Origin of the sequence: Aestuariivivens sediminis (genome assembly GCF_022662105.1) — a bacterium.
Lineage (GTDB): Bacteria > Bacteroidota > Bacteroidia > Flavobacteriales > Flavobacteriaceae > Aestuariivivens > Aestuariivivens sediminis.
Genome location: NZ_JAKMCP010000001.1, coordinates 22,028 through 44,828, shown reverse-complemented (window position 1 = coordinate 44,828; position 22,801 = coordinate 22,028). Strand labels below are relative to the sequence as shown.

Sequence of the window (22,801 nt, the reverse complement as noted above, 5' to 3'; positions counted from 1 at the left end):
ATATGTCCGATGTCGCTGCCTTAAAACAGTTTGTAAAACGTTATAAAGATTTAAAAAACGAAATAGCTAAAGTTATTGTTGGTCAAAATGAGGTTGTTGATCAAATATTAGTGTCCATTTTTTCAGGGGGACATTCTTTACTTATTGGGGTGCCTGGTTTAGCCAAAACCTTAATGGTTAATACCATTGCACAAGCTTTAGGATTAGATTTTAAACGCATCCAGTTTACACCGGATTTAATGCCAAGCGATATATTAGGGAGTGAAATTCTGGATGAGGACCGACATTTTAAATTTGTAAAGGGGCCCATATTTGCGAACATCATTTTGGCCGACGAAATAAACCGGACTCCGCCCAAGACTCAGGCGGCTTTGTTGGAAGCCATGCAGGAACGGGCGGTAACAGTGGCAGGTCATCACTATAAATTGAGTTTACCTTATTTTGTGTTAGCCACCCAAAACCCCATTGAACAGGAGGGAACATATCCCTTACCTGAAGCCCAGTTGGATCGATTTATGTTTGCTATTTATTTGGGATACCCTACGTTTAAAGAGGAGGTTGAGGTTGTAAAAACAACTACCACTGATGTGGAAAACAAGGTGAACCCCTTGTTCACGGCTCAGGAGATTATTGATTTCCATCATTTAATCCGCCGAATTCCCGTGCCGGATAATGTTGTTGAGTATGCGGTATCCATGGTTGGGAAAACCAGACCGGATAGCCCTACGGCAACCAACTTGGTAAAGACTTATATTGATTGGGGTGCCGGGCCAAGAGCATCACAGAATCTCATATTGGCTGCCAAAACACATGCTGCAATTCATGGTAAATTTTCCCCGGATATGGAAAATGTTCAAGCTGTGGCCCATAGTGTCCTCAGACATCGAATCATTAAGAACTACAAGGCTGAGGCTGAAGGGATATCCGAAAATGAAATCATTAAAGACTTGTTTTAAAAAAAATAGTACATTGAGACCTTTATGCGATGTAGTTGATTAAAACAAACAGAATATTTGGTTTAGATCTTTTGCGTGCCCTGGCGATAAGCCTCGTGTTACTATCCCACTGTACCTTTTTGTTATTTCCTCAATCCGATACCCTGCTTTTGAATAGTATAAGGGCAATGGGCGCGATAGGAGTCGATTTGTTTTTTGTATTAAGTGGGTATTTAATTGGAGGTATCCTTCTTAAAGTCATAAATAATGAACAAAATTTAAAATGGTCAAGGCTGTTTAAGTTTTGGAAAAGACCCTGGTTAAGAACCCTACCCAATTATTTTCTAATTTTAGTTTTGAATGTTGTTGTTGCCCTAATAATTGGATTACCCTTACCTGAAAATACCATTCTTTATGGGTTTTTTCTTCAAAATTTTTCATGGGGCCATCCTGATTTTTTTACAGAAGCCTGGAGTTTGTCCATTGAAGAGTTTGCCTATATTGTGTTACCCTTTGCTCTTTTTTTGGCAAGTATAAGCTTCAAAAAGAAGTCTGGAAAAAAGGTGTTTTTTATCACGACCATAGGCGTTATAGCATTACTGACGATTTTTAAAATCCAATACCTTTTACATACTGAGATTACGGATTATCACCAATGGAGTTCGTCCTTTAGAAAAGTGGTGATTTATAGAATGGATAGTATTTACTATGGGTTTTTAGCCGTTTATTGTGTAAAATCCTTTTCCAACTTTATTCGAAACCATAAATACAGGTTATTTGTGGTTGGGCTTTTGGTGTTTTTGGTTCTTCATGCCTGTATGTATGGCTTTGCCCTGGTGCCTGAAACCCATCTGTGGTTTTATACCTTGATTTATTTGCAGGTTATAGGCGTGTCTTTGTTACTCCTGTTTCCTTATATCATAGCTTTAAAAGGGACTGCGGGCTTAAACCCGGTAATTGAATTTATCAGTACGCGCTCTTATGCCTTGTATTTGGTAAATTATTCGTTAATATTATTACATATGCAACAATGGATTGCTACAGAAGGATGGGGATTATGGTTAAAGATAGGTATGGTTACCTTATTTATGCTGATGACCTTTACAGTTTCGAACGCGGTTTACCTATATTTTGAGAAACCGATTTTACGTTATAGAGATCAAAAATTCCCGAGATGAATTTGAAAACAGGATCCTCAAGAATATATGGGTTGGATGTTTACCGTGCCATGGCCATTGGAATGGTAGTCATTTCGCATGCCAATTATATTTTTCAAGGTTATGATTTTGAAGGATTTCAGATATTGGGAGTGCAAGGGGTTGAATTGTTTTTTGTCCTGAGTGGGTTTTTAATTGGAGGATTGCTTTTGCGATTATTGAATACCACGACACTGCACTGGAGGGACGTGCTGTACTTCTGGATAAGGCGTTGGTTCAGAACATTGCCCTTGTATTACACAATGCTTTTGGTCAATATAATTATTGCCTTAATTGTTGGCTATGGATTACCGGAAAATCTTTGGAAATACCTCTTCTTTTTGCAGAATTTTTGGGATTATCATACCCCATTTTTTCCGGAATCCTGGAGTTTATCCGTAGAGGAATACGCCTATGTTCTGGCACCTTTATGCCTTTATACAGGCCACAAGGTTTTCAAAAAGGTTCAGAATAAAGAGACATTATTCCTTGCTGTTTCCATTTTTTTGGTGCTGCTTTTTTTTGTGACCAAATGGTATTATTATAGCGCTGTCATGGAATCTGTGCCTTCCCTAAATATTTGGAATGCTCGCCTAAAGTCTATTGTTATTTATAGATTGGATGCTATTTTTTATGGATTTATTTTAGTGTATTATTTTAATAAATATAAAACGCAACTAGAGCGCGCCAAATATATTTTCTTTTTTTTAGGGTTGGTGCTATGTGTCGCTGTTCTCATAATAATGCCTTTAATGGGAGTTACCATAGAACAGTTTCCGTTTTATTGGAACGTGCTGTACTTGCCGTTAAATTCCATAGGGCTTTGTTTAATAATGCCGCTGTTTTACTTTTTAAAACCACCCAGAGAACGATATGCCACTATCATTAAAAACATTAGTTTATATTCCTATGCCATGTATTTATTACATTATACGTTTATCCTGTATCTGATGCAATTATGGCTCGATTTTAACAGTCTTGATATTTGGCAACAGATGTTGTGCCTGTTGGTGTATCTTATGGCAACCTATTTTGGTTCCTATTTGGTTTATACCTATTTTGAAAGCCCTTGCACCAATTTAAGGGAATCGTTTAGAAACATGCGGTTTTTTAGTGAATAAATTAAAAAAACAGGGGCATTGAACCCTAAAAAATGAGAATCGTTCAATCTATTTTTATTAACAATATAACTATAACAAAATTGTATGGAAAGTAGGGTATTCTTGGGTGTTTATTTTTAAATCTTTGCATTAATTTTGTACTTTGCGAGACTTAAAAACATTAATATAATAAACAACAGATATGGCATTTGACATAGACATGATTAAAGGGGTTTACAACCGAATGGTCGATCGTGTGGATAAAGCACGTGAGGTGGTTGGAAAACCGTTAACGCTTTCAGAAAAGATTTTATATAATCACTTATGGGAAGGAACGACCACAAAGGCTTTTGTAAGGGGTAAGGATTATGTCGATTTTGCTCCGGACAGGATTGCCTGTCAGGATGCTACGGCACAAATGGCATTGTTGCAGTTTATGCAGGCAGGAAAAAGCAAGGTAGCCGTTCCAACAACAGTACATTGTGATCACCTTATTCAGGCTAAAGACGGAGCTACTGCAGATTTGAAGCACGCCAACAGCGTAAGCAGTGAGGTTTTTAACTTTTTAGAATCTGTTTCCAACAAATATGGTATTGGTTTTTGGAAACCGGGAGCAGGAATCATTCATCAGGTTGTTCTGGAAAATTATGCTTTTCCCGGGGGTATGATGATTGGCACGGATTCCCATACCGTTAATGCCGGTGGCTTAGGGATGGTAGCGGTTGGAGTTGGAGGGGCAGATGCCGTTGATGTGATGGCCGGAATGGCCTGGGAGCTTAAGTTTCCCAAATTAATTGGTGTAAAACTAACAGGAAAGTTATCCGGATGGACGGCACCCAAAGATGTCATTTTAAAAGTTGCTGAGATCCTTACCGTAAAAGGGGGTACTGGAGCCATTGTGGAATATTTCGGACCGGGAGCTGTAGCCATGTCATGTACCGGAAAGGGCACGATATGTAATATGGGTGCCGAAATAGGAGCGACAACCTCTACTTTTGGTTACGATGAGTCTATGGAACGGTATTTACGTGCAACCGAAAGAGAAGATGTTGCGGATGCGGCTAACGCCATTAAAAGTTATTTAACGGCCGATCCGGAAGTTTATGCCGACCCGGAACACTATTTTGATCAGGTTATAGAAATCAATTTATCAGAGTTAAGTCCTTTACTAAATGGTCCCTTTACTCCGGATTTATCGACACCCGTAGGTAAGGAAATGACCGAAAAAGCTAAAACTAATGATTGGCCCATTAAAGTGGAGTGGGGCTTAATAGGGTCATGTACCAATTCATCTTATGAAGATTTATCACGTGCATCGTCAATTGCCCAACAGGCTTTGGATAAAGGATTAAAGACTAAAGCTGAATTTGGTATTAATCCGGGATCTGAGAAAGTGCGGTACACCACTGAACGCGATGGTATACTTGCGGTTTTTGAAAAATTGGATGCTAAAATATTCACTAATGCCTGTGGTCCTTGTATTGGGCAATGGGCAAGATATAAAGATCCAAAAAATGCACCGAAAAATAGCATCGTGCACTCTTTTAACAGAAACTTTGCCAAGCGAGCGGATGGTAACCCTAACACACATGCGTTCGTCGCTTCACCTGAGATAACGGCCGCCATTGCTATTGCAGGACGGTTGGACTTTAATCCGTTAACCGATACCTTGATCAATGAAAATGGTGAAGAGGTGATGCTAGATGAACCAACAGGATGGGAATTGCCTCCAAAAGGTTTTGAAGTCAAGGATAATGGCTATCTGGAACCTGTTGAAGATGGGAGTCATGTTGAGGTTATCGTTGATGAACAATCGGAACGTTTGCAATTATTAACGCCATTTGAGCCCATTGGGGACTCCATTACCGGAGCAAAACTATTGATCAAGGCTTTTGGTAAATGTACTACCGATCACATTTCCATGGCCGGTCCCTGGTTACGTTTTAGAGGGCACCTGGATAATATTGCCAACAATACTTTAATAGGGGCTGTAAATGCCTTTAATCAAAAGACCAATTTTGTTAAAAACCAATTGACTGGTGAATACGGAGGTGTTCCAGATGTTCAGCGGGAATATAAAAAGGCCGGTATTAAGACGATTGTGGTTGGAGACCATAATTATGGTGAAGGGTCCTCCCGAGAGCATGCTGCTATGCAACCCAGACACCTGGGTGTCGTTGCCGTTATTGTGAAGTCGTTTGCGAGAATCCACGAAACCAATCTTAAAAAACAAGGGATGTTAGGTTTAACTTTCGCCAATGAAAATGACTATGACCTTATTCAGGAGGATGATACCTTCAACTTTTTAGACCTGGATGCCTTTGCTCCGGACAAGCCATTAACTTTGGAAATTGTCCATTCAGACGGAACAAAAGACAGCGTTAAGCTGAATCATTCATACAACAAAACCCAGATCGCTTGGTTTAAGGAAGGTTCTGCTTTAAACTTAATTAAAAAACAAAACGCTTAATAAAATTAATCATTTAGAGTATATTTAGACCTGATAGGGTTGTTTTAAAACCCTATCAGGTTTTCTCGTTTTTAAAAGTATATGTTATGGATCTCAGAGCTCAACAACTTAAAGCCTTTGACAGGTTGTTAACCATTATGGATGAATTGCGCGAACAGTGCCCATGGGACAAAAAACAGACCATGGAGTCGCTTCGACACCTAACCATTGAAGAAACTTATGAACTTGGTGATGCTATCCTGGACAACAATTTAGAGGAAGTTAAAAAGGAATTGGGGGATCTGTTGCTGCATATTGTATTTTATGCCAAAATAGGGAGTGAAACCCGGGATTTTGATATAGCCGATGTATGTCATAGTATATGTGATAAGTTGATTGACAGACATCCCCATATTTACGGTAACGTAAAGGTTGATAATGAAGAAGATGTTAAACGTAACTGGGAAAAATTAAAACTTAAGGAAGGTAAATCAAGCGTTTTGGAAGGTGTGCCTAAAAGTTTACCGGCTCTGGTTAAGGCCAATAGGATTCAAGATAAAGTGGCCGGAGTGGGTTTTGATTGGGAGAACCCTAATCAAGTGTGGGAAAAAGTAGAGGAGGAACTTAACGAATTCAAGATGGAACTGAAATCAGGTAATAAGGAAGCCATAGAAAATGAATTTGGCGATGTCTTGTTTTCGATGGTGAATTATGCACGATTTTTAAATATAAATCCGGAAAACGCATTAGAGCGAACCAATAAAAAATTCTCAAGACGATTTCAATACCTGGAGCATAAAGCCAAAAGTTTGAATAAGCCTTTAAAGGAAATGACATTGGCCGAGATGGATGTGTTTTGGGAAGAGGCAAAACAGCTTTAGGACCTGCGGCGCAGTAACTAAAATAAAGCGTAATGTGGTTTTTTGTTAACCTATTCTATAAAAGCAACGGGGATGGCCACAGATGAATCAAGGCCGTCATTCAGTGGTTTTTAAAATATGACAATACCTTAGTAAAGTTCCTTGATCTTTTTAAATTTCTTCTTCCAAAGTTTTAGAGTATCCTTATGTCTTTTAATATTACTGTGAACTTCTTTTACCACAGGATTGTCATCATCCACATTGGTGAAAAATAGTAAATTGTTTTCTAACTGATTGATTTGCCCCTTAATTTCGTCAATTTTCTTACTTATAAATGCGCGTTCGTTATCCAAGTGTTTGGAGTCTTCTTCGCTATTTAACTGTTCCAGTTTATTTTCAAACTTAATCATTTCAATTTCATTCTTATCCATGTTTAATTTTAAAAATAAACCATCAAGTGCCTTATGGAATTTGCCTTCTATATAGCGTTTGTCATAAGGGACCCGTCCCATTTCCTTCCAAAGTGAAATCATTTCATTTATGGATTCAATATCCTTTGTTTTGTCTCCTGTTAAGGTCATATCCTTGATCTTACTGAGGAAGTCTTGTTTTTTGTTAAAAGCTTCAAGCTCCAATTGGTTGGCTGTGTTTTTTTTATCATGAATTCTATCAAAATAATGATTACAGGCCGTTTTAAAGCGTTTCCATATTTTATCACTATCCTTTCGTGGAACATGACCAATTTTTTTCCAGTCACTTTGAATTTTTTTCATCAAGGGGGTAACCGTTGTAAAATCATCACTTTCCTTGTTGTCCTCAGCAATTTTAATAAGCTCCAACTTTTTTTGAAGATTGTTGTATTGCTCTTTCTTAAGGCTTTTATAAAAGGCGTTCTTTTTTCTGTTAAATTTGCGGACAGCGTCTTTAAATTTTGCCCATGTGGCCTCGTTTACCCGTAAAGGGACTTTCCCTGCATTAAAAAAATTATTTCTTAAAGATTCGACTTCCTTAATTTTTTTCTGCCAACCACTGTGTGTATTTATCTCCTCCTGAGCCAAGGAATGTATCTGCTCAATAATCTCTTCCTTCTTTTCTAAGTTCTTTTCGTAAACTTTGTCTATTTCTTTAAAATAGAGTTGCCTTTTATCATTTATCTCTTTTGTAGCTGTTTTAAAGCGTTCCCAAATGATTTCACGATGTTCTTTTGCTACCGGACCCAGTTCTTCCTTCCACATTTTATGGAGTTCTTGGAGCTCTCTAAAGGCATGTAATACATTGTCCTCCTTTGCCAGTTCTTCGGCTCGTTCAATAATTTTAAGCTTTTTATCGAGATTATGCTTAAAATCCAAATCCCTGAGATCCCTATTCAGATGCAGGAAGTCATAAAACATCTCCACATGGTGGTGATAACTGTTCCATGCGTTATTGTATTTGTCCCTGGGAATAGGTCCGGTATTACGCCAGCGTTCTTGTAATTCCTTGAAGTGCTTATAGGTGGTATTTATATTTTCCTCAATATTAATTAAGCCTTTAAGTTCTTCAATAATCTCAAGCTTTTCGACCAGGTTTTGTTTAAAGGTCTGTTCGAGGTTCTTGTAGTGTTCGTTTAGCTTACTACGGTAATCTTTATAGGCTTTTTTATACCTTTTCTTGACCGGGGAGTTATAGTAGAAATCTATTTCATTGCCGCCCTCATTAACGAACTCTGCCTTTTTTTCATCGACAAGGGACTGAAATTTTGTTTTGAATTCATTATTAATTTGTTGCACATGTGATCTTATGGCCTGAACTTTTTCTTGCTTTAATAACCTCTCGAGCTCAATGGCCAGGGCCTCTAAAGACATATTATCGTATTCTTTTACCTCAATTCTATGCCGGTCTTTATTGCCTTCGTCCTCTGCATCCTCAGCATTTGAGGCTTCTATTTCATCTAAGACTTCATCATCGTTTTTATCGCTATCGTTTTCTGAAGTCTCTTTCGCCTCGGCATCAGAGGATTTTGAAACAGGACCCTCATCCTCTTGTGCTATAGGATCATTCACATTGGTTTCGGAATCGGATGTTTTATCAGAGGTCGCAGAAACAACCTCAGTAACTTTATTTTCATTAACGATGTTATCCTCAGCCGGTTCCGAATCGCTATGGGTATTTTTTATAGATTCTGTGTCCTCACCAACAGGGATATCAACTTCAGTTTCCTCTGCGTTAGTTTCCTCCACGCCAACTTTCTTTACGTCAGTTTCCTCTACGTCAGTTTCCACTACGTCAGTTTCCACTACGTCAGTTTCCACTACGTCAGTTTCCACTGCGTCAGTTTCCTCCACGGTCTGGGTTTCCTGAACCTCAGAATCTGTGGTGTTTGACTCCTTATCGTCGGTAATCTCTTGATTATTTTTTGAGCTAGAATCTTTATTAATTTCTTGTTCTCCTTCTGCTTTATGCAGGTTATCAGTCTCAGACATTTTAAAAATGTTTAGGGTCGTTAAGAATATCATTTAAAGTTTAAATATACTAACAACCTGAGGATTTACAAAGAGAAGCCAGATTTTAAGTACCCGAATAGCGCGTTTTTAGTCTAAATTCCATATGGACCAGGATTTTTCTGCCTGCAATTCTAACATTTTTAGTCCATTACAAATTGTCGCTCCATGTTCTTTACCCTTTCTAAGAAAAGACGTTTCGTTTGGATTATAAATTAAATCGTACAACACGTGATTTTCGGTTATGCCCCCATAAGGAATGTCCGGGCAGGCCTTTACATTAGGGAAGGTCCCGAGAGGCGTACAATTTATTATAATGAAGTGTTGCTTAATGATGGTTTCCGTTAGATCGTCGTAGGTATAACTTACATGGTTTGAGGCCGTTCGCGATACATATTTGTACGGTATGCCAAGATGTTTTAAACCATATGCTATGGCTTTGCTTGCGCCTCCCGTACCCAGGATCAACGCCGAATTATGGTTTGAATTCAATAAAGGAGCAATAGATTTTTCAAATCCATAGCAGTCGGTATTATACCCCACCAGTTTCCCATCTCCGGTTACTCTAATGGTATTTACCGCCCCTATTTCTTGAGCCTGTTTGTCCAATTGATCTAAGTATGGAATGACTGCCAGTTTATAAGGTGTTGTAACATTCAGACCTTTTAAATTGGGCGTATTTTTTAAAATTGTGGCGAATGCCTCTATGTGATCGATATCAAAATTCTCATAGCTCCAATCCGTAATACGCTCGCTTTCAAATTTGTTTTTAAAATAAGCCCTTGAAAAGGAGTAGGATATATTTTTACCTAAGAGTCCGAGTTTATGCATTGGATTTTCTTGTTTTGGCACCATAAGCTTCCAAAGCTAAAACAATTAGAATTCCCAAAAAAATAAATAGGATAGCATATAGTGTTTCTGAATTTAATTTAGGGATATACCGTTGATAGTTTTCAACAATTCTTTCTCCCGTGGAATCAAACAAGAAAGCGCCATTATCACCTACTTTGTAAATCGTTTTTTTCCAGGGCCATACCACTCCAAGGGAGCCAATGATGAATCCAATTATTGTAGAGAGGGTTATGCTTTTGTAATGCTTTAATATATAGCTTAATACGTGTGAAAATGTAACCAGACCCGTTACAGAACCTAAAGTAAAAACCACCAAAACTTTCAATAGGTTTAGTCGTTCGGGATGCGCTGCCACTAAAAATTTACCATTTAGGATATCATAAAACGTGTCATAGAGGGCATTGACTGAATCGACTAGCAGGAGTACATAATTCCCTAACAATATAAGGATGAAGGAACCCGAAAATCCCGGAAGCGTCATGCCTGAGACGCTAATAATACCGCAAAAAAATACAAACCACAAATTGTCATTTTCTTTGGCCGGATGGAGAAAACTAATACTCACCCCTAAAATAATACCTATCGCTAGCGAGGTGTAGGTTTTGTAGTTCCAATCTTTGAAATCCTTATTTATATAATAAATGGAACCCACAATCATTCCAAAGAATACACTCCAAACAAACAATTCATAACGCACAAAAAGATAATCCAACAGTTTTGAAACGCTAAAATAACTCACCACCATACCGAAAAACAGCAAGGCTAAAAAGCGGCCGTTTATATAGTTGAAGAAACTCGTGAATCGACCATTTATTAATAGCTTAAAGGCTTTACGGTTTATTTTCTGTAGGGAATAAATAAACTCTTCATAAAACCCGGCAACAAAGGCTACGACTCCCCCTGACACCCCCGGCACCTTATTGGCGGCACCCATACCTAGTCCTTTTAGGATGAGGAACATTTTATCAGTAAGGGTTCTGGTACTTTGCATTTACGTTTTTTTAGGGTCTAATTTTTCTAAAATAAAAATAGTTAAAAAACCAATAAACATTAAGAGTAGGGCATAAAGTAACTGGTTATGGCCTTCATACAAAAAAGGGGAAACACTTTCTTGCAATAGCGGGAGTTTTAATCCTTCTGAATTCGTGTGCCATGTTAAGGTTTTTTTCCATGGCCAGACCTTATTCAACGAACCAAATATAAAGCCGGTCAACAAGGCCAAAGTTGTGTTTCGGTAATGTTTAAAAAGCCATTTTAAAATGTGACTGAAACTAATAATGCCTATTCCTGCCCCGGTGATAAAGATTAATATTTCCTTAATTTTGAAATCGTGTAAAGCATCACTCAGCGTTTTATAGGCTCCTAAAATAATGAGGATAAAGGATCCGGAAATACCAGGTAAAATCATCGCACAAATGGCTATGGCCCCGGCAAAAAATAAAAACCAGGGGCTTTCAATGGTCGCAGATGACGGTAACTTACTAACATAAAATGCGGCGACAGCACCAATGACGAAGGCCATTACCATGTAATGGTTCCAATTTTTTATTTCCTTTCCTACAAAATAGATACTAGCCACTATAAGTCCAAAAAAGAAAGACCATATTAAAATGGGATGATTCTCAAGTAAATATTTTGCCAGTCTCATAAAGCTCACAAAACTTACCATCATCCCCAGAAGTAGGGCTATTAAAAAATTACCGTTTAATCTCTTCCAAAAGGCCATCGGTCCTGTTTTGAAAAGGGTTTTTAAAAGAGAGAGGTTGATATTACTTATGGTCGTTACTAATTCTTCATAAATACCAGAAATGAACGCAATTGTGCCTCCCGAAACACCCGGGACGGCATCGGCTGCTCCCATGGCAATACCTTTTGAGAAAATGACTAAGTAATCGATTAATCGTCTTTGCATACACCGATTTTTTGCGGAAAATCAAAGATATGTATTTTAATGCAAGGATAGATTATAGATTTGCCTTTAGCAAATTTTTAACTTGGATTTTATCAATTAGTTCGGGGAAAAGTTCTTCTATGATGAATGCATAGTCTTTGTTATGACAAAGCCCATTTTTTAAATGAAATGAACCCTTGGCATTCTCATTCAGCACAAAATACAAGCCTGCCAGGCGATATTCCAGTTCGGGATTTTCAGGATAAAACTCTACGGCTTGTTCAAAATTGTAAACGGATGCCTCCAATTCCCCCAGTTTAATCAGTAAATCACCTCTTGACAACCAGGTGTTTAATTCGTAGTTCCCTAATTCCAAGGTTTTTTTATAGCCCCGCTCTGCTTCTTCATAAAAGTTTAAGCGTTGGTTAATTTGTGCATACAGTTTCCAATAGGTCACATTTTCTGAATCTATATTAATGGCCTTATTAATATAATACAAGGCTTTCTGGTAATTTTTATTTTTGTTGTAAAATTTTGTAATCGCTATCCAGCCTTTGTCCAATAAGGGGTCCTCATGCACCGTTTTGTAATAATATTGAACGGCTAAATCCGTATTGCCCAACTTTTCATAACAACCACCAATGCGTAATAGCGCAAAGGACGTTGGGTCATCTAGTTTAAGGGTGATATTATAATTTTCAATAGCTTCATGGTAATGCTTTAGTTTTTCCAATACTTTACCGCGTTCCAAATAGGCGCCAATAAAAGTGTCATCGGAAATAATGGCAAAATCAAACGCGGTTAATGCTTTTTTGTACTTTTTAAGTTCCATGTACTGTTTGCCTAATTGATGCCATGCCACTTCGCAATAAGGATTTCTATCCAGAAATATATTCAAATATTCAATGGCATCATGGTGCTGGTTTAGATAGTCGAAACAATAAATAATGTTATACAGGGCGGAGTAATCATCCATATCCTCCTCCATGCACTTCATAAAATAGGTTTTGGCATTTTCAAACTCATCAAGAAATAAATGCTCCATGCCAATCAACGAATAAATGTCTACCACATCATCAGTGAGTTCCAATGCTTTTTTTAGAACCTCAATCGCTTTTTGGTGTTCATCCTTTTTCGATAAAATGTTGGCTTTTTGGATATAGATTTCCTCATTGGCAGGATCCAAACTATAGAGTTCATTTAAGAGTTCATCTGCTTCTAAAAGCTTATCTTCAAAAACATACACTTCTGCCTTAAACAGTCTCAGGTTAATTGAGGTTGGGTGTTGATCCAAACCAAGTTTAATAGCTTTTTTTGCTAAGGCTATTTTACCTTGATTTAAATAGTGGTGGATGATGTTTTCAAATTCTTCAGAATCGAAAAACAACACATGGTTTGTTTTTAACATCGATTCGAATTTAGAAAGTGGCAAGTTGTTGTTGTCGTTATGACTAAACTCCATAGGCACAATAGTAAAGTTCTACTTCAATAAATTTAAGGTTCTATTCTTTTTTAAAAAGTTGAATTGGCAAATGTTTTTAACAAAGTAATGAACATTCCGGTATGGTGGTTAGCGATAAGGTGTTCTGTGTTGATATTCAATAATTTGAAATCTATTTGATACGATTTAGTATATCAATAATGATGTGGCATCCTTCTAAGATTTCCTGATTGGATATGGTTAAAGGTGGTGTAATGCGTACTGCTCTGGGTTCAAAAAGTAACCAAAAAAGAATAAGTCGATGCTTTTGGGCCTCTAAAATAAGCGTATTTGCCAGGTCCTTGGAGGACATGATTAATGCCAGCATTAAGCCGACACCTCTTATTTCTTCAATTAATGGGTGAACCAGCATTTTTCGAATCAAGGCTTCCTTTTCCAGCGCTTTTTGCATTAAGTCACTGCCCAAAATTTCCTGAAGTGTCGCCAATGCAGATGCAGCAATAACCGGGTGTCCACCAAAGGTGGTTATATGTCCCAATTTTGGATGATCTTGTAATGTGTCCATGACTTCACCGGATGCCGTAAACGCCCCAATGGGCATACCACCGCCAAGACCTTTTCCCATGACTAAAATATCGGGAACACACGCGTAGTGTTCAAAACCAAATAGTTTACCTGTTCTTCCCATACCCGGCTGAATTTCATCTAATATGAGTAAAGTTCCGGTTTGGTTACAGCGGTATCGAACGGCTTCCAGGTATCCGTCCTTTGGTTCAATGAATCCTGCACCACCCTGTATGGTTTCCAAAACGATACAGGCTGTGTTTTTGGTAATGTGTTCTAAATCCTTTTTGTCGTTGAACTCGATAAATCTAACATCAGGAATTAGAGGCCTAAAGGCTTGCTTGCGTTCTTCAAAACCCATGACACTCATGGCACCCATGGTATTGCCATGGTAGGCTTTATGGGCCGCAATAAGTTCGCTTCTACCAGTAGCCCGTTTGGCTAATTTTATGGCGCCTTCAATAGCTTCGGTTCCTGAATTGGTCAAGTAGGTTTTTTCTAAATTATCGGGTAGGTTTTCAGCAAGTAATTTGCTGAGGTCGACCGCCGGTTTCAATATATATTCACCATATACCATAACGTGCATATAGCGGTCTAGTTGCGTTTTAATAGCCGTAGTTACTTTGGGATGGTTATGTCCCAAAGGGCAAGCCGAAACACCGGCAACGAAATCCAAATATGGGATATTGTTACTATCATAAATATAAGATCCCAAAGCATGGGAAATTTCCATCCCTAATGGATTTGGACTCGTTTGAGCTTGATATTTAAGGAAATTCGATATCATCCCTAATTATTTAACGGCTTTTTTAGGACCTTCTGGAATCCTTTTATCCCTGATATCCTGTGGGATATTTCTAGAGGCCTTGGCTTCCTCAGGGGAAGTTTTATCAGATTCCTTATCCGCCTTTTCAATACGTTCTAACATGGTATCGTCAAAGAAATCTTCCTGGGGAACATAGTCCTCCAGACCTTTAATCGTAGTTAGGTTAGGAGGAGGGTCGTCTTTAAATAAATCGTCAACACTTAAAGGGCGTTCTTCTTCACGCCAATCAAAGCCTTTAAGAAACTTTTCGTTGTCGGGGAACATGGATTCGGGATATATGTTACCGTCAATTTGGTTCAGCTTTCTTACCTCTTCGATTTCTCGGTTGGTAATGCTTATTTGGATACTTCCGGATTTAGACTTGTCTATTCCTATAAGTTCATTTTTTTCGTTCCGCATGTAATAAATGGATTGCGCATTTTTTAAAATATCCACATGATACAAATCATTATCCTCATTAAACAAGCCTATGAGTGTTTTGCCATTAATCTGATTATAGCCCGCGCCAAGTGAATCTTTGCTAATCACAAATGCATTTTCGAAGACAATGAGAGAATCGATCTTTTCGGTTTCAGGATTTGATTTTAAGTGAATGGTATCTCCGGTTATTTGGTTTTTGATGTTCCAGAGTATCGGTTTCCGTTTCGTCGTAAATTGATCCAAATCGGAACGTCTGGAAATATTGATCATTTGCGTGAGTCCAATTTCATGGTTAACATGAACGGAATCGGCCTTACCGCTCATATCCGTTTTGTAGAGTTTTACATTTCTAAAGGCCCGTGTAATTCGTTTTTCAGGCTTACCGGTTACCATAAGGGTATCTGCATGGATGTATATGGAATCCTTTTCCTGTAAGGTTATGGCAAGGGCACGCTTGGTGATAAACACGGAATCTTTTGCCTTGTAAACCTCGGCGTAATGTCCTTTAACGATGCTATTATTAAGCGTGTCCGTTACCTTGATATGGTTGGTTGCTGACGCGAAGCTTTCATTGTTGTCAAAATACAAACTATCCCCTTCAACAATACGGTTATCGTAATGTATTTTGGCCTTTTTTACCGCATATCCAATTTTTGTATTGGTGTCATAGAATCCTTTTTCACAATAGGTCTTACTTTCTGGTGTGGTAATGGTTGACGGGCCATAGAGATAGGCATGCCCTGTATCTTCGTAGAAATCAAAATAATTTGTGTTTATGGTAGATTCTTTGTTGATCAAAACGACATCCTGGACAAACTTATATTTTTTAAGTTCCATATAATATCTGCCAATTTTACTGGTAATCGTCCCTGAGGTGTCTTTAACAACGGTACCGCCCGATCGGTAATAGGCCTGTTGTTTAATGCGATCGAAATATAAAGTGTCTGTTTTGAGTTCGGAATCCGGAGTGGTTAACAAGACCTCACCACTTGCAAATGCCAATTGCGTTTTACCGCTGTATTCCACATATTGGGCATCCATATTAATGGTATCACCCTGTATCATTTTAACATGTCCGTAGGCTTCTATAAAATTGTCATTGGTATATTGAATCGCCTTGTCGCACCACATGGTAATGTTCTCATGGGTAATGTGTACCTGACCTCTATCATCACGGGTTATGATTTTTGCTCCCGGGAAATTGGCTTCATCTATAGTTATCGCTCCGGCTTGCTCAATTTCAATTCTTTTTTTTTCTTGGGCCTTTAAAGAAAAAATAAAAATTATATTGAATAATAGGAATAAGATAAGTTTAAATGATGTATTCAATTTGTGGTTCTTTACAGCAAAAATAATGTTGAATATATTGAAATTTAACGCATGCAAACCATGATTTTTACCTAAATATGGTCTGTTTTCTATCCGGACCAACCGATACAATAGTAATTGGTATTTCCAGCTCTTTTTCTAAGAAATCGATATAATCATTAAGAGGTTTTGGCAATTCGGATGCTTCAGTCATTGCGGTTAAATCCTCATTCCAGCCCTTAAACTCTGTATATATAGGTTGTACGTTTTCGGGTTCGATATTATAAGGTAAATGTTCAATAATATCGCCTTTGTAATTATAAGCGGTACAAACCTTTAGTGTTTTAAATCCTGAAAGCACATCCCCTTTCATCATCATGAGCTGTGTGACTCCATTGACTTGGCAGGCATATTTTAAGGCCACTAAATCCAACCATCCACAACGTCTTGGACGTCCTGTTGTTGCACCGAATTCGTGTCCTACCCTAGACATGGTTGCTCCATTTTCATCAAATAGTTCGGTAGGAAATGGACCCGAGCCAACACGAGTGGTATACGCTTTAAAAATACCGAAAACATCACCAATATTATTGGGCGAAACCCCTAATCCGGTACAGGCTCCGGCAGCGGTAGTATTACTGGACGTCACATAAGGATACGTACCAAAATCAATATCAAGCAAGGAGCCTTGGGCACCTTCAGCCAGAATAGTCTTGCCCGATTTTTGTGCCTGGTAAATGTACTCTTCAGAATCGATAAAAGGGATTGATTTCAGTACCTCAACCGCTTTGAAAAATTCTGCTTCAAGCTCCGGCAAATTGTATTCTATATCGACATTATAATAGGCAATCATGGATTCATGTTTATCTGCCAAAGCGCGATAGCGTTCTTTCCAATCTCTTAACTCCAAATCCCCGACGCGGATTCCATTTCTACCCGTTTTATCCATGTAAGTCGGTCCGATTCCTTTAAGGGTAGAACCAATTTTGGCTTTTCCTTTTGACGCTTCACTGGCGGCATCCAATAACCTGTGGGTGGGTAAGATAATATGGGCTTTACGTGAGATAAGAAGTGATTTTCTATAATCAATATGTTGCTCTTCCAGCTTGTCCAGCTCTCCTTTAAAAATAACAGGATCGATAACCACCCCGTTTCCGACTAAATTGGTTGCATTATCATGGAAAATTCCTGAAGGGATGGTGTGCAACACATGTTTTTTACCATTAAAAACAAGGGTGTGCCCCGCATTAGGCCCTCCTTGAAAACGTGCGATAATATTGTATTTGGAGGTGAGAACATCAACAATTTTTCCTTTGCCTTCGTCGCCCCATTGTAATCCTAGTAGTAAATCTACTGCCATTATAATTTAAGTTATTTGGTTGATTTTCTGTTTCCGTAAAAGTAAAGTGAGTGTGTATTAATTTCGATATCAAAGACTTCTTCGATGGTTTTTTTTATGGATTGAATTCTTGGGTCACAAAACTCAATAACCTCTCCGGTATCGGTTAGAATGACATGGTCATGTTGCCTGTCGAAATAGGATTTTTCATAATGTGCCTGATTTTGCCCGAACTGATGTTTTCTTACCAATCCACACTCTAAAAGCAATTCAATGGTATTATACAGTGTTGCTCTTGAAACCCGGTATTTTTTATTCTTCATACTTAAGTATAAAGATTCTATATCGAAATGTTCATTGTTATTGTAAATTTCCTGAAGAATAGCATAACGTTCAGGTGTTTTTCGATGCCCATTAGCTTCTAAGAAGTTGGTAAATACACTTTTAACAATGTCCTGATTCTTTGTATCGGAATTCGTGCTCATAATTTCGTGGCAAATTTAATCTTTTTTATACTCTTTTAACCTTATCAATACCATTAATTTTTTTAAGTTTTTCAATTAATTTATTTAACATGGTATTGTTTTTAACAATGGCCGAAATTCGACCTGAAAATACCCCGTCGTCACTTTCAAAATTAAGGCTTTTCATATTGACATGCATGTTGGATGAGATGATCTGGGTTATTTCATTGACGAGCCCTAAATGGTCGATTCCTGAAACTTCAATTTTTACTAAAAATTCCTGCTGGGTAGAATCAATCCATTTGGCATGAATAATTCGGTAGGCGTAATTGGATTGAAGACTTAGTGCATTGGGACAATTTTTTTTATGAACCTTAATCCCTTCGGAAACGGTTAAAAAACCAAATACATCGTCTCCGGGAATGGGATTACAGCAATTGGCTAATTTGTAATCCAATTTCTCCTCTTCCTTACCAAATACAAGGGAGTCGTATTTTGAAGTGATTTCATCTTTTTCAATCTCTTCCTTGCTAATAGTTGGTTTTCGGGAAATTTTATTTTTTATATAACTTACAAAGGCATTGCTTCTGGAGGCTGCGAATTCCTTGAGCATGCTATTGTCTATGGAACCGATCCCAACCCGATAAAATAAATCGAGACTGGTTTTCAACTTAAAATAGCGAACCAAATCATTCACGGTTTGCTCATTTAAGGTGATTTTAAGTTGTTTTAACTTTCGCCTTAAAACCTCTTTTCCATCTTCTCCAATAATCTTTTTATCTTCTTTTAAGGCCGATTTAATTTTACTCCGAGCCCGGGCAGTGGTCGCATAATCCAACCAGTTTGTGCTTGGTTTGGCAATTTCCGAGGTTAAAATATCTACCTGATCACCGCTGTGTAAAACTTGACTTAAAGGCACTAGTTTACCATTAACCTTGGCACCACGGGTTTTCATGCCGACTTCGGTATGGATGCTAAACGCAAAATCTAATGCTGTGGCACCCTTTGGCAAGGATTTGAGCTCCCCTTTTGGGGTAAAAACGAATATTTCCTGTGAATATAGATTGAGTTTAAATTGTTCAACAAAATCTACAGCATTGAGATGTGGATTTTCCAATGCTTCCTGTAACCTATTGATCCAGCTTTCTAAGGTATCCTCTTTCTCATCATCTTGCTTGTATTTGTAATGTGCCGCATACCCTTTTTCGGCAATTTCATTCATGCGTTCACTGCGAATTTGGACTTCCACCCATCGCCCTTTCGGTCCCATTACTGTTATGTGAAGCGCCTCGTAACCCGTCGATTTAGGAGATGAAATCCAATCGCGCAAACGTGTCGGATTGGGACGAAAATGATCGGTGACAATGGAGTAAATTTTCCAGGCCAGAAATTTTTCATTAACCTCGTCGCTCCTGTAAATGATCCTAATGGCAAATTTATCGTATACCTCATCAAAGGAAACCCCTTGCTTTACCATTTTCCGTCTAATGGAGAATATGGATTTGGGTCTACCCTTTATGGTATATTCCATATTTTCTTTGTCCAATGAGTTTTTAATAACATCACTAAACTGTGCAATATAATTGTCCTGTTCCTCCTTACTGTCCTTTATTTTATTTAAAATATCATTATACACCTCGGGTTCGGTATATTTTAAGCCAAGGTCTTCTAATTCGGTTTTAATATTGTAGAGTCCAATTCTATGCGCTAATGGAGCATAAATGTAAAGCGTTTCGGATGCGATCTTAACCTGTTTATCCTCTCGCATTACATCCATGGTTTGCATGTTATGAAGACGATCCGCAATTTTAATAATGATGACACGCACATCGTCATTTAAGGTAAGTAACATTTTCCTAAAATTTTCAGCCTGTAAAGACACATCCATATCCTGTTCTTTACTAAGGGATGAAATTTTAGTTAATCCATTTACTATTTTGGCAACGGTTTCACCAAAAAGTTGTTCAATATCATTTATGGAATAGGCCTCATTATCTTCAACAACATCGTGTAATAAGGCTGCCGCTATGGACGTGGCATCCAATCCTATTTCCTGAGCCACAATTTTAGCAACTGCCAAAGGATGGAAAATATAAGCTTCACCGGATTTTCTACGCTGATCCTTATGCCCGTCCAGGGCAACATCAAAGGCCTTCCGGATTAATTGTTTATCTTCTTTTGACAGTATGCGATAACTAACCTTTAGTAATTCTTTGTAAGCCTTGGTTATGGCTATATTTTCCTTTTCTATTGCTTCTTCAGTCATATATTAAAATTAGCATAAAGATAATAAACTAGCAACCCTTTTTTTCTTTTTGACTAGGGGGTAGTATTGGTGGTATTTAAATAGGCGATAAGCTCATGCATGGCTTTACCTCGATGACTAATCCTGTTTTTTACCTTTAAATTCATCTCAGCGAACGTTTCTTTAAAGCCATTGGGGATAAATATGGGGTCATAGCCAAAACCATTTTCGCCTCGTTTGTTTCGGGTTATTTGTCCGCGGCAAATTCCAGTAAAGAGCAATAGGTCATTATTTACATGTAAAGCTATTACCGTTTTAAATTGTGCATTTCTGTGATTGCAATCCTGTAAATCCATCAGCAGTTTGTTTACATTATCATGATCATCGCAATGTTCTCCTGCATATCTCGCCGAGTGGACACCGGGAGCCCCGTCGAGTGCCTCCACTTCCAGTCCGGTATCATCCGCAAAACAGTCATAATCGTAATGTGATTTTATATAGTTAGCTTTTTGCCTGGCATTACCCTCAATACTGTTTTGAGTTTCAGGGAGTTCTTCGAAACAGCCTATATCTTTCAAGCTTAAGAGTTTGATATGTGAGGGCAGTAATGCCTGAATTTCTTTTATTTTGTTACTGTTGTTAGTCGCGAATACCAGTGTTATCAATCTAAAAGGGTTTTAGGATTAAATTTAGTCTGTGAAAACGGAAAGTCAATTATCTTAATGCACAGTTGATTTCCGATAAAAATATTATGTATCTTTAAAACAATAAGAATTCTAATGGTCTAAATATAGTCAAGTTATGAAACATTTTGTCATGGTGCTTTTATGTATGATTGCAATTTCTTGTAAAAATAAACAAGAGCAGCCTGTTTATCTAGGAATTGTGGATTTTAAAGTTACAGGTAAGGAAGAAGCGCTCCCGATTTTTGAGAAGGGACTATTATTATTACATAGTTTTGAATACCATGATGCCAGGGAGGCGTTTATCGATGCCCAAAAAATGGATCCTAATATGGCTATGGCTTATTGGGGAGAGGCGATGACTTATAATCACAGTCTTTGGAGAGAACAAGATTATCAGGATGGTATTACTGTGGTGAACAAGATAGCACAATTGGATTTAAGCCCATTGAATCCTGTTGAAAGAGATCTTTTACAGGCGGTGAGCGTCCTCTACAAGGCTAAAACCCCAAAGAAAGAACGGGACAAAGCCTATATGGAGCACATGAAATCACTATATCATAAATATCCCAATCAAAATGAGGTAGCCGCCTTTTATTCGCTGTCCTTGCTGGGATCTGTTGCCGAGGGCAGAAATGATTCCATCTATGGTGAAGGAGCTCTGATTGCAAACAAAATTTTAGAAAGAAATTCACAGCATCCAGGAGCGCTTCACTATTTGATACATTCTTACGACGATCCTAACCATGCCTATTTGGCATTGGATGCTGCCGATTCTTACGCAAAGGTTGCTCCAGATGCCAGTCATGCACTTCACATGCCATCGCACATTTATGTTGCTTTAGGGATGTGGGATAAGGTGGTATCTTCCAATATTGATTCCTATGCGGCAAGTATTAAAAGAATGGAGGAAAAAGGATTGGACAATGACGCCCGGGGTTATCATGCCTATCATTGGTTACAATATGGCTACTTGCAACAAGGGGAAATTGCTGAAGCTGAAAAAATGGTTTGGGACATGCAACGGTTTTGTAATGAAAAACCATCCAAAAGAGCTAATGTACATCTTTTGTTTTTAAAAGGGACCTTCCTGGCGGAGTCTGGCCTTTGGGAACATCCTGTCGCGGATATAGCGATCGATGTTACGGGCATTAATATTTCCGTAAAGGCCCAGAATTACTTTATTGAAGGGATGAAAGCGTTCCACAGCAAAGATAAAAAGACATTAGATGCCACCATAAATGAATTGTCAGCTGAGATAGATAAAGAATCAGTATTAGTCGATAATATAAGCAATGGAAGTAGCTTATGTGCTTCTGTGGATCGGTCATTACCAAATAGATTGGATGTTAAACGAGCTCATGTTATGAAAGTACAATTACTGGGTCTTCAGGCCTGGCTAAATAATGATTATGACAAGACAGACGGTTTGTTAAAGGATTCTGTAGAATTTGAGGAAAATGTGTCATACAGTTATGGGCCACCTGATATCATTATTCCAACTAAAGAATTATATGCTCAGTTTTTAAAATCACAAGGCAAATATCAAGAAGCCAAAGTTCTATATCAAGAAGCTTTAAAACGGGGCCCAAAAAGATTAATACCCACTGAACGAATTAAAGAACTACAAGTTTAAGGACCATCACAGAACCATGTAAAGCAAGGACGAATTGAATACGCCTTCTTTTTTGAGTTTAATTTTTTATCCTAAAATGATTTTTATTAGATTAGGGGTTTTCAAACTTTAC

Annotated in this window: 17 protein-coding genes; 6 read left to right on the top strand and 11 right to left on the bottom strand. The window is 38.1% G+C overall.

The genetic code is table 11. From position 1 onward, the window contains the following. Nucleotides 1-2 precede the first annotated feature (2 nt). From MR054_RS00155 to mazG, 5 genes are all read left to right on the top strand, one after another. The gene (locus MR054_RS00155) at nucleotides 3-956 is read left to right on the top strand and encodes an AAA family ATPase (protein WP_242086218.1); all 954 of its coding nucleotides are present in this window, start codon (nucleotides 3-5) and stop codon (nucleotides 954-956) included. A gap of 35 nt (nucleotides 957-991) precedes the next feature. After that, nucleotides 992-2,113: an acyltransferase family protein gene (locus MR054_RS00150; protein ID WP_242155055.1), complete on the top strand. Its 1,122-nt coding sequence runs from the start codon at nucleotides 992-994 to the stop codon at nucleotides 2,111-2,113. Then, a complete protein-coding gene (locus MR054_RS00145; RefSeq protein WP_242155053.1) occupies nucleotides 2,110-3,252 on the top strand; it encodes an acyltransferase family protein in 1,143 nt (380 codons plus the stop codon). The genes MR054_RS00150 and MR054_RS00145 overlap by 4 nt, the downstream gene beginning before the upstream one ends. A 181-nt stretch (nucleotides 3,253-3,433) precedes the next feature. After that, nucleotides 3,434-5,701: an aconitate hydratase gene (locus MR054_RS00140; protein ID WP_242086230.1), complete on the top strand. Its 2,268-nt coding sequence runs from the start codon at nucleotides 3,434-3,436 to the stop codon at nucleotides 5,699-5,701. 86 nt (nucleotides 5,702-5,787) lie between these two features. After that, on the top strand, nucleotides 5,788-6,561 hold the full coding sequence (gene mazG / locus MR054_RS00135) for a nucleoside triphosphate pyrophosphohydrolase (RefSeq protein ID WP_242155051.1): 774 nt from the start codon (nucleotides 5,788-5,790) through the stop codon (nucleotides 6,559-6,561). Between the two features lie 128 nt (nucleotides 6,562-6,689). Here the strand turns inward: mazG and MR054_RS00130 are convergent, their stop codons facing one another. From MR054_RS00130 to MR054_RS00080, 11 genes are all read right to left on the bottom strand, one after another. After that, the gene (locus tag MR054_RS00130; RefSeq protein WP_242155049.1) at nucleotides 6,690-9,002 is read right to left on the bottom strand and encodes a DUF349 domain-containing protein; all 2,313 of its coding nucleotides are present in this window, start codon (nucleotides 9,000-9,002) and stop codon (nucleotides 6,690-6,692) included. A gap of 108 nt (nucleotides 9,003-9,110) precedes the next feature. Continuing rightward, the gene (locus tag MR054_RS00125) at nucleotides 9,111-9,851 is read right to left on the bottom strand and encodes a shikimate dehydrogenase family protein (protein ID WP_242155047.1); all 741 of its coding nucleotides are present in this window, start codon (nucleotides 9,849-9,851) and stop codon (nucleotides 9,111-9,113) included. Next, on the bottom strand, nucleotides 9,844-10,863 hold the full coding sequence (locus MR054_RS00120) for a DUF368 domain-containing protein (protein ID WP_242155045.1): 1,020 nt from the start codon (nucleotides 10,861-10,863) through the stop codon (nucleotides 9,844-9,846). Before MR054_RS00120 ends, MR054_RS00125 begins: the two co-directional genes overlap by 8 nt. Then, on the bottom strand, nucleotides 10,864-11,784 hold the full coding sequence (locus MR054_RS00115; protein ID WP_242086244.1) for a DUF368 domain-containing protein: 921 nt from the start codon (nucleotides 11,782-11,784) through the stop codon (nucleotides 10,864-10,866). Between the two features lie 52 nt (nucleotides 11,785-11,836). Beyond that, a complete protein-coding gene (locus MR054_RS00110) occupies nucleotides 11,837-13,225 on the bottom strand; it encodes a tetratricopeptide repeat protein (RefSeq protein WP_242086246.1) in 1,389 nt (462 codons plus the stop codon). Nucleotides 13,226-13,376: 151 nt separating this feature from the next. Next, nucleotides 13,377-14,555, bottom strand: coding sequence for an aspartate aminotransferase family protein (locus tag MR054_RS00105; protein WP_242155043.1), 1,179 nt, complete (start codon nucleotides 14,553-14,555; stop codon nucleotides 13,377-13,379). A gap of 6 nt (nucleotides 14,556-14,561) precedes the next feature. Beyond that, nucleotides 14,562-16,343 carry an OstA-like protein gene (locus MR054_RS00100; RefSeq protein WP_242155041.1) on the bottom strand — a complete coding sequence of 594 codons (1,782 nt, stop codon included), beginning with the start codon at nucleotides 16,341-16,343 and terminating at the stop codon, nucleotides 14,562-14,564. Nucleotides 16,344-16,410: 67 nt separating this feature from the next. After that, nucleotides 16,411-17,682, bottom strand: a complete 1,272-nt coding sequence (locus MR054_RS00095; protein ID WP_242086252.1) for an adenylosuccinate synthase — start codon at nucleotides 17,680-17,682, stop codon at nucleotides 16,411-16,413. An 11-nt stretch (nucleotides 17,683-17,693) separates the two neighbouring features. Next, a complete protein-coding gene (locus tag MR054_RS00090; RefSeq protein ID WP_242086254.1) occupies nucleotides 17,694-18,146 on the bottom strand; it encodes a Fur family transcriptional regulator in 453 nt (150 codons plus the stop codon). Nucleotides 18,147-18,171: 25 nt separating this feature from the next. Next, complete coding sequence (locus tag MR054_RS00085) at nucleotides 18,172-20,391, bottom strand: RelA/SpoT family protein (RefSeq protein ID WP_242155039.1); 2,220 nt, start codon at nucleotides 20,389-20,391, stop codon at nucleotides 18,172-18,174. Nucleotides 20,392-20,444: 53 nt separating this feature from the next. Then, complete coding sequence (locus tag MR054_RS00080) at nucleotides 20,445-21,032, bottom strand: non-canonical purine NTP diphosphatase (RefSeq protein WP_242086614.1); 588 nt, start codon at nucleotides 21,030-21,032, stop codon at nucleotides 20,445-20,447. A gap of 139 nt (nucleotides 21,033-21,171) precedes the next feature. Here MR054_RS00080 and MR054_RS00075 point away from each other — a divergent pair, with 139 nt between their 5' ends. Next, nucleotides 21,172-22,689: a tetratricopeptide repeat protein gene (locus MR054_RS00075; RefSeq protein ID WP_242155037.1), complete on the top strand. Its 1,518-nt coding sequence runs from the start codon at nucleotides 21,172-21,174 to the stop codon at nucleotides 22,687-22,689. The last annotated feature ends 112 nt before the right edge of the window (nucleotides 22,690-22,801 follow it).

What these genes read in the sequence shown, in the direction of transcription:
- MR054_RS00155 (WP_242086218.1), top strand. Translation starts at nt 3, where the DNA reads ATGTCCGATGTCGCTGCCTTAAAACAGTTTGTAAAACGTTATAAAGAT.
- MR054_RS00145 (WP_242155053.1), top strand. Translation starts at nt 2,110, where the DNA reads ATGAATTTGAAAACAGGATCCTCAAGAATATATGGGTTGGATGTTTAC.
- MR054_RS00140 (WP_242086230.1), top strand. Translation starts at nt 3,434, where the DNA reads ATGGCATTTGACATAGACATGATTAAAGGGGTTTACAACCGAATGGTC.
- mazG (WP_242155051.1), top strand. Translation starts at nt 5,788, where the DNA reads ATGGATCTCAGAGCTCAACAACTTAAAGCCTTTGACAGGTTGTTAACC.
- MR054_RS00130 (WP_242155049.1), bottom strand. Translation starts at nt 9,002, where the DNA reads ATGTCTGAGACTGATAACCTGCATAAAGCAGAAGGAGAACAAGAAATT.
- MR054_RS00125 (WP_242155047.1), bottom strand. Translation starts at nt 9,851, where the DNA reads ATGCATAAACTCGGACTCTTAGGTAAAAATATATCCTACTCCTTTTCA.
- MR054_RS00120 (WP_242155045.1), bottom strand. Translation starts at nt 10,863, where the DNA reads ATGCAAAGTACCAGAACCCTTACTGATAAAATGTTCCTCATCCTAAAA.
- MR054_RS00115 (WP_242086244.1), bottom strand. Translation starts at nt 11,784, where the DNA reads ATGCAAAGACGATTAATCGATTACTTAGTCATTTTCTCAAAAGGTATT.
- MR054_RS00110 (WP_242086246.1), bottom strand. Translation starts at nt 13,225, where the DNA reads ATGGAGTTTAGTCATAACGACAACAACAACTTGCCACTTTCTAAATTC.
- MR054_RS00105 (WP_242155043.1), bottom strand. Translation starts at nt 14,555, where the DNA reads ATGATATCGAATTTCCTTAAATATCAAGCTCAAACGAGTCCAAATCCA.
- MR054_RS00095 (WP_242086252.1), bottom strand. Translation starts at nt 17,682, where the DNA reads ATGGCAGTAGATTTACTACTAGGATTACAATGGGGCGACGAAGGCAAA.
- MR054_RS00090 (WP_242086254.1), bottom strand. Translation starts at nt 18,146, where the DNA reads ATGAGCACGAATTCCGATACAAAGAATCAGGACATTGTTAAAAGTGTA.
- MR054_RS00085 (WP_242155039.1), bottom strand. Translation starts at nt 20,391, where the DNA reads ATGACTGAAGAAGCAATAGAAAAGGAAAATATAGCCATAACCAAGGCT.
- MR054_RS00075 (WP_242155037.1), top strand. Translation starts at nt 21,172, where the DNA reads ATGAAACATTTTGTCATGGTGCTTTTATGTATGATTGCAATTTCTTGT.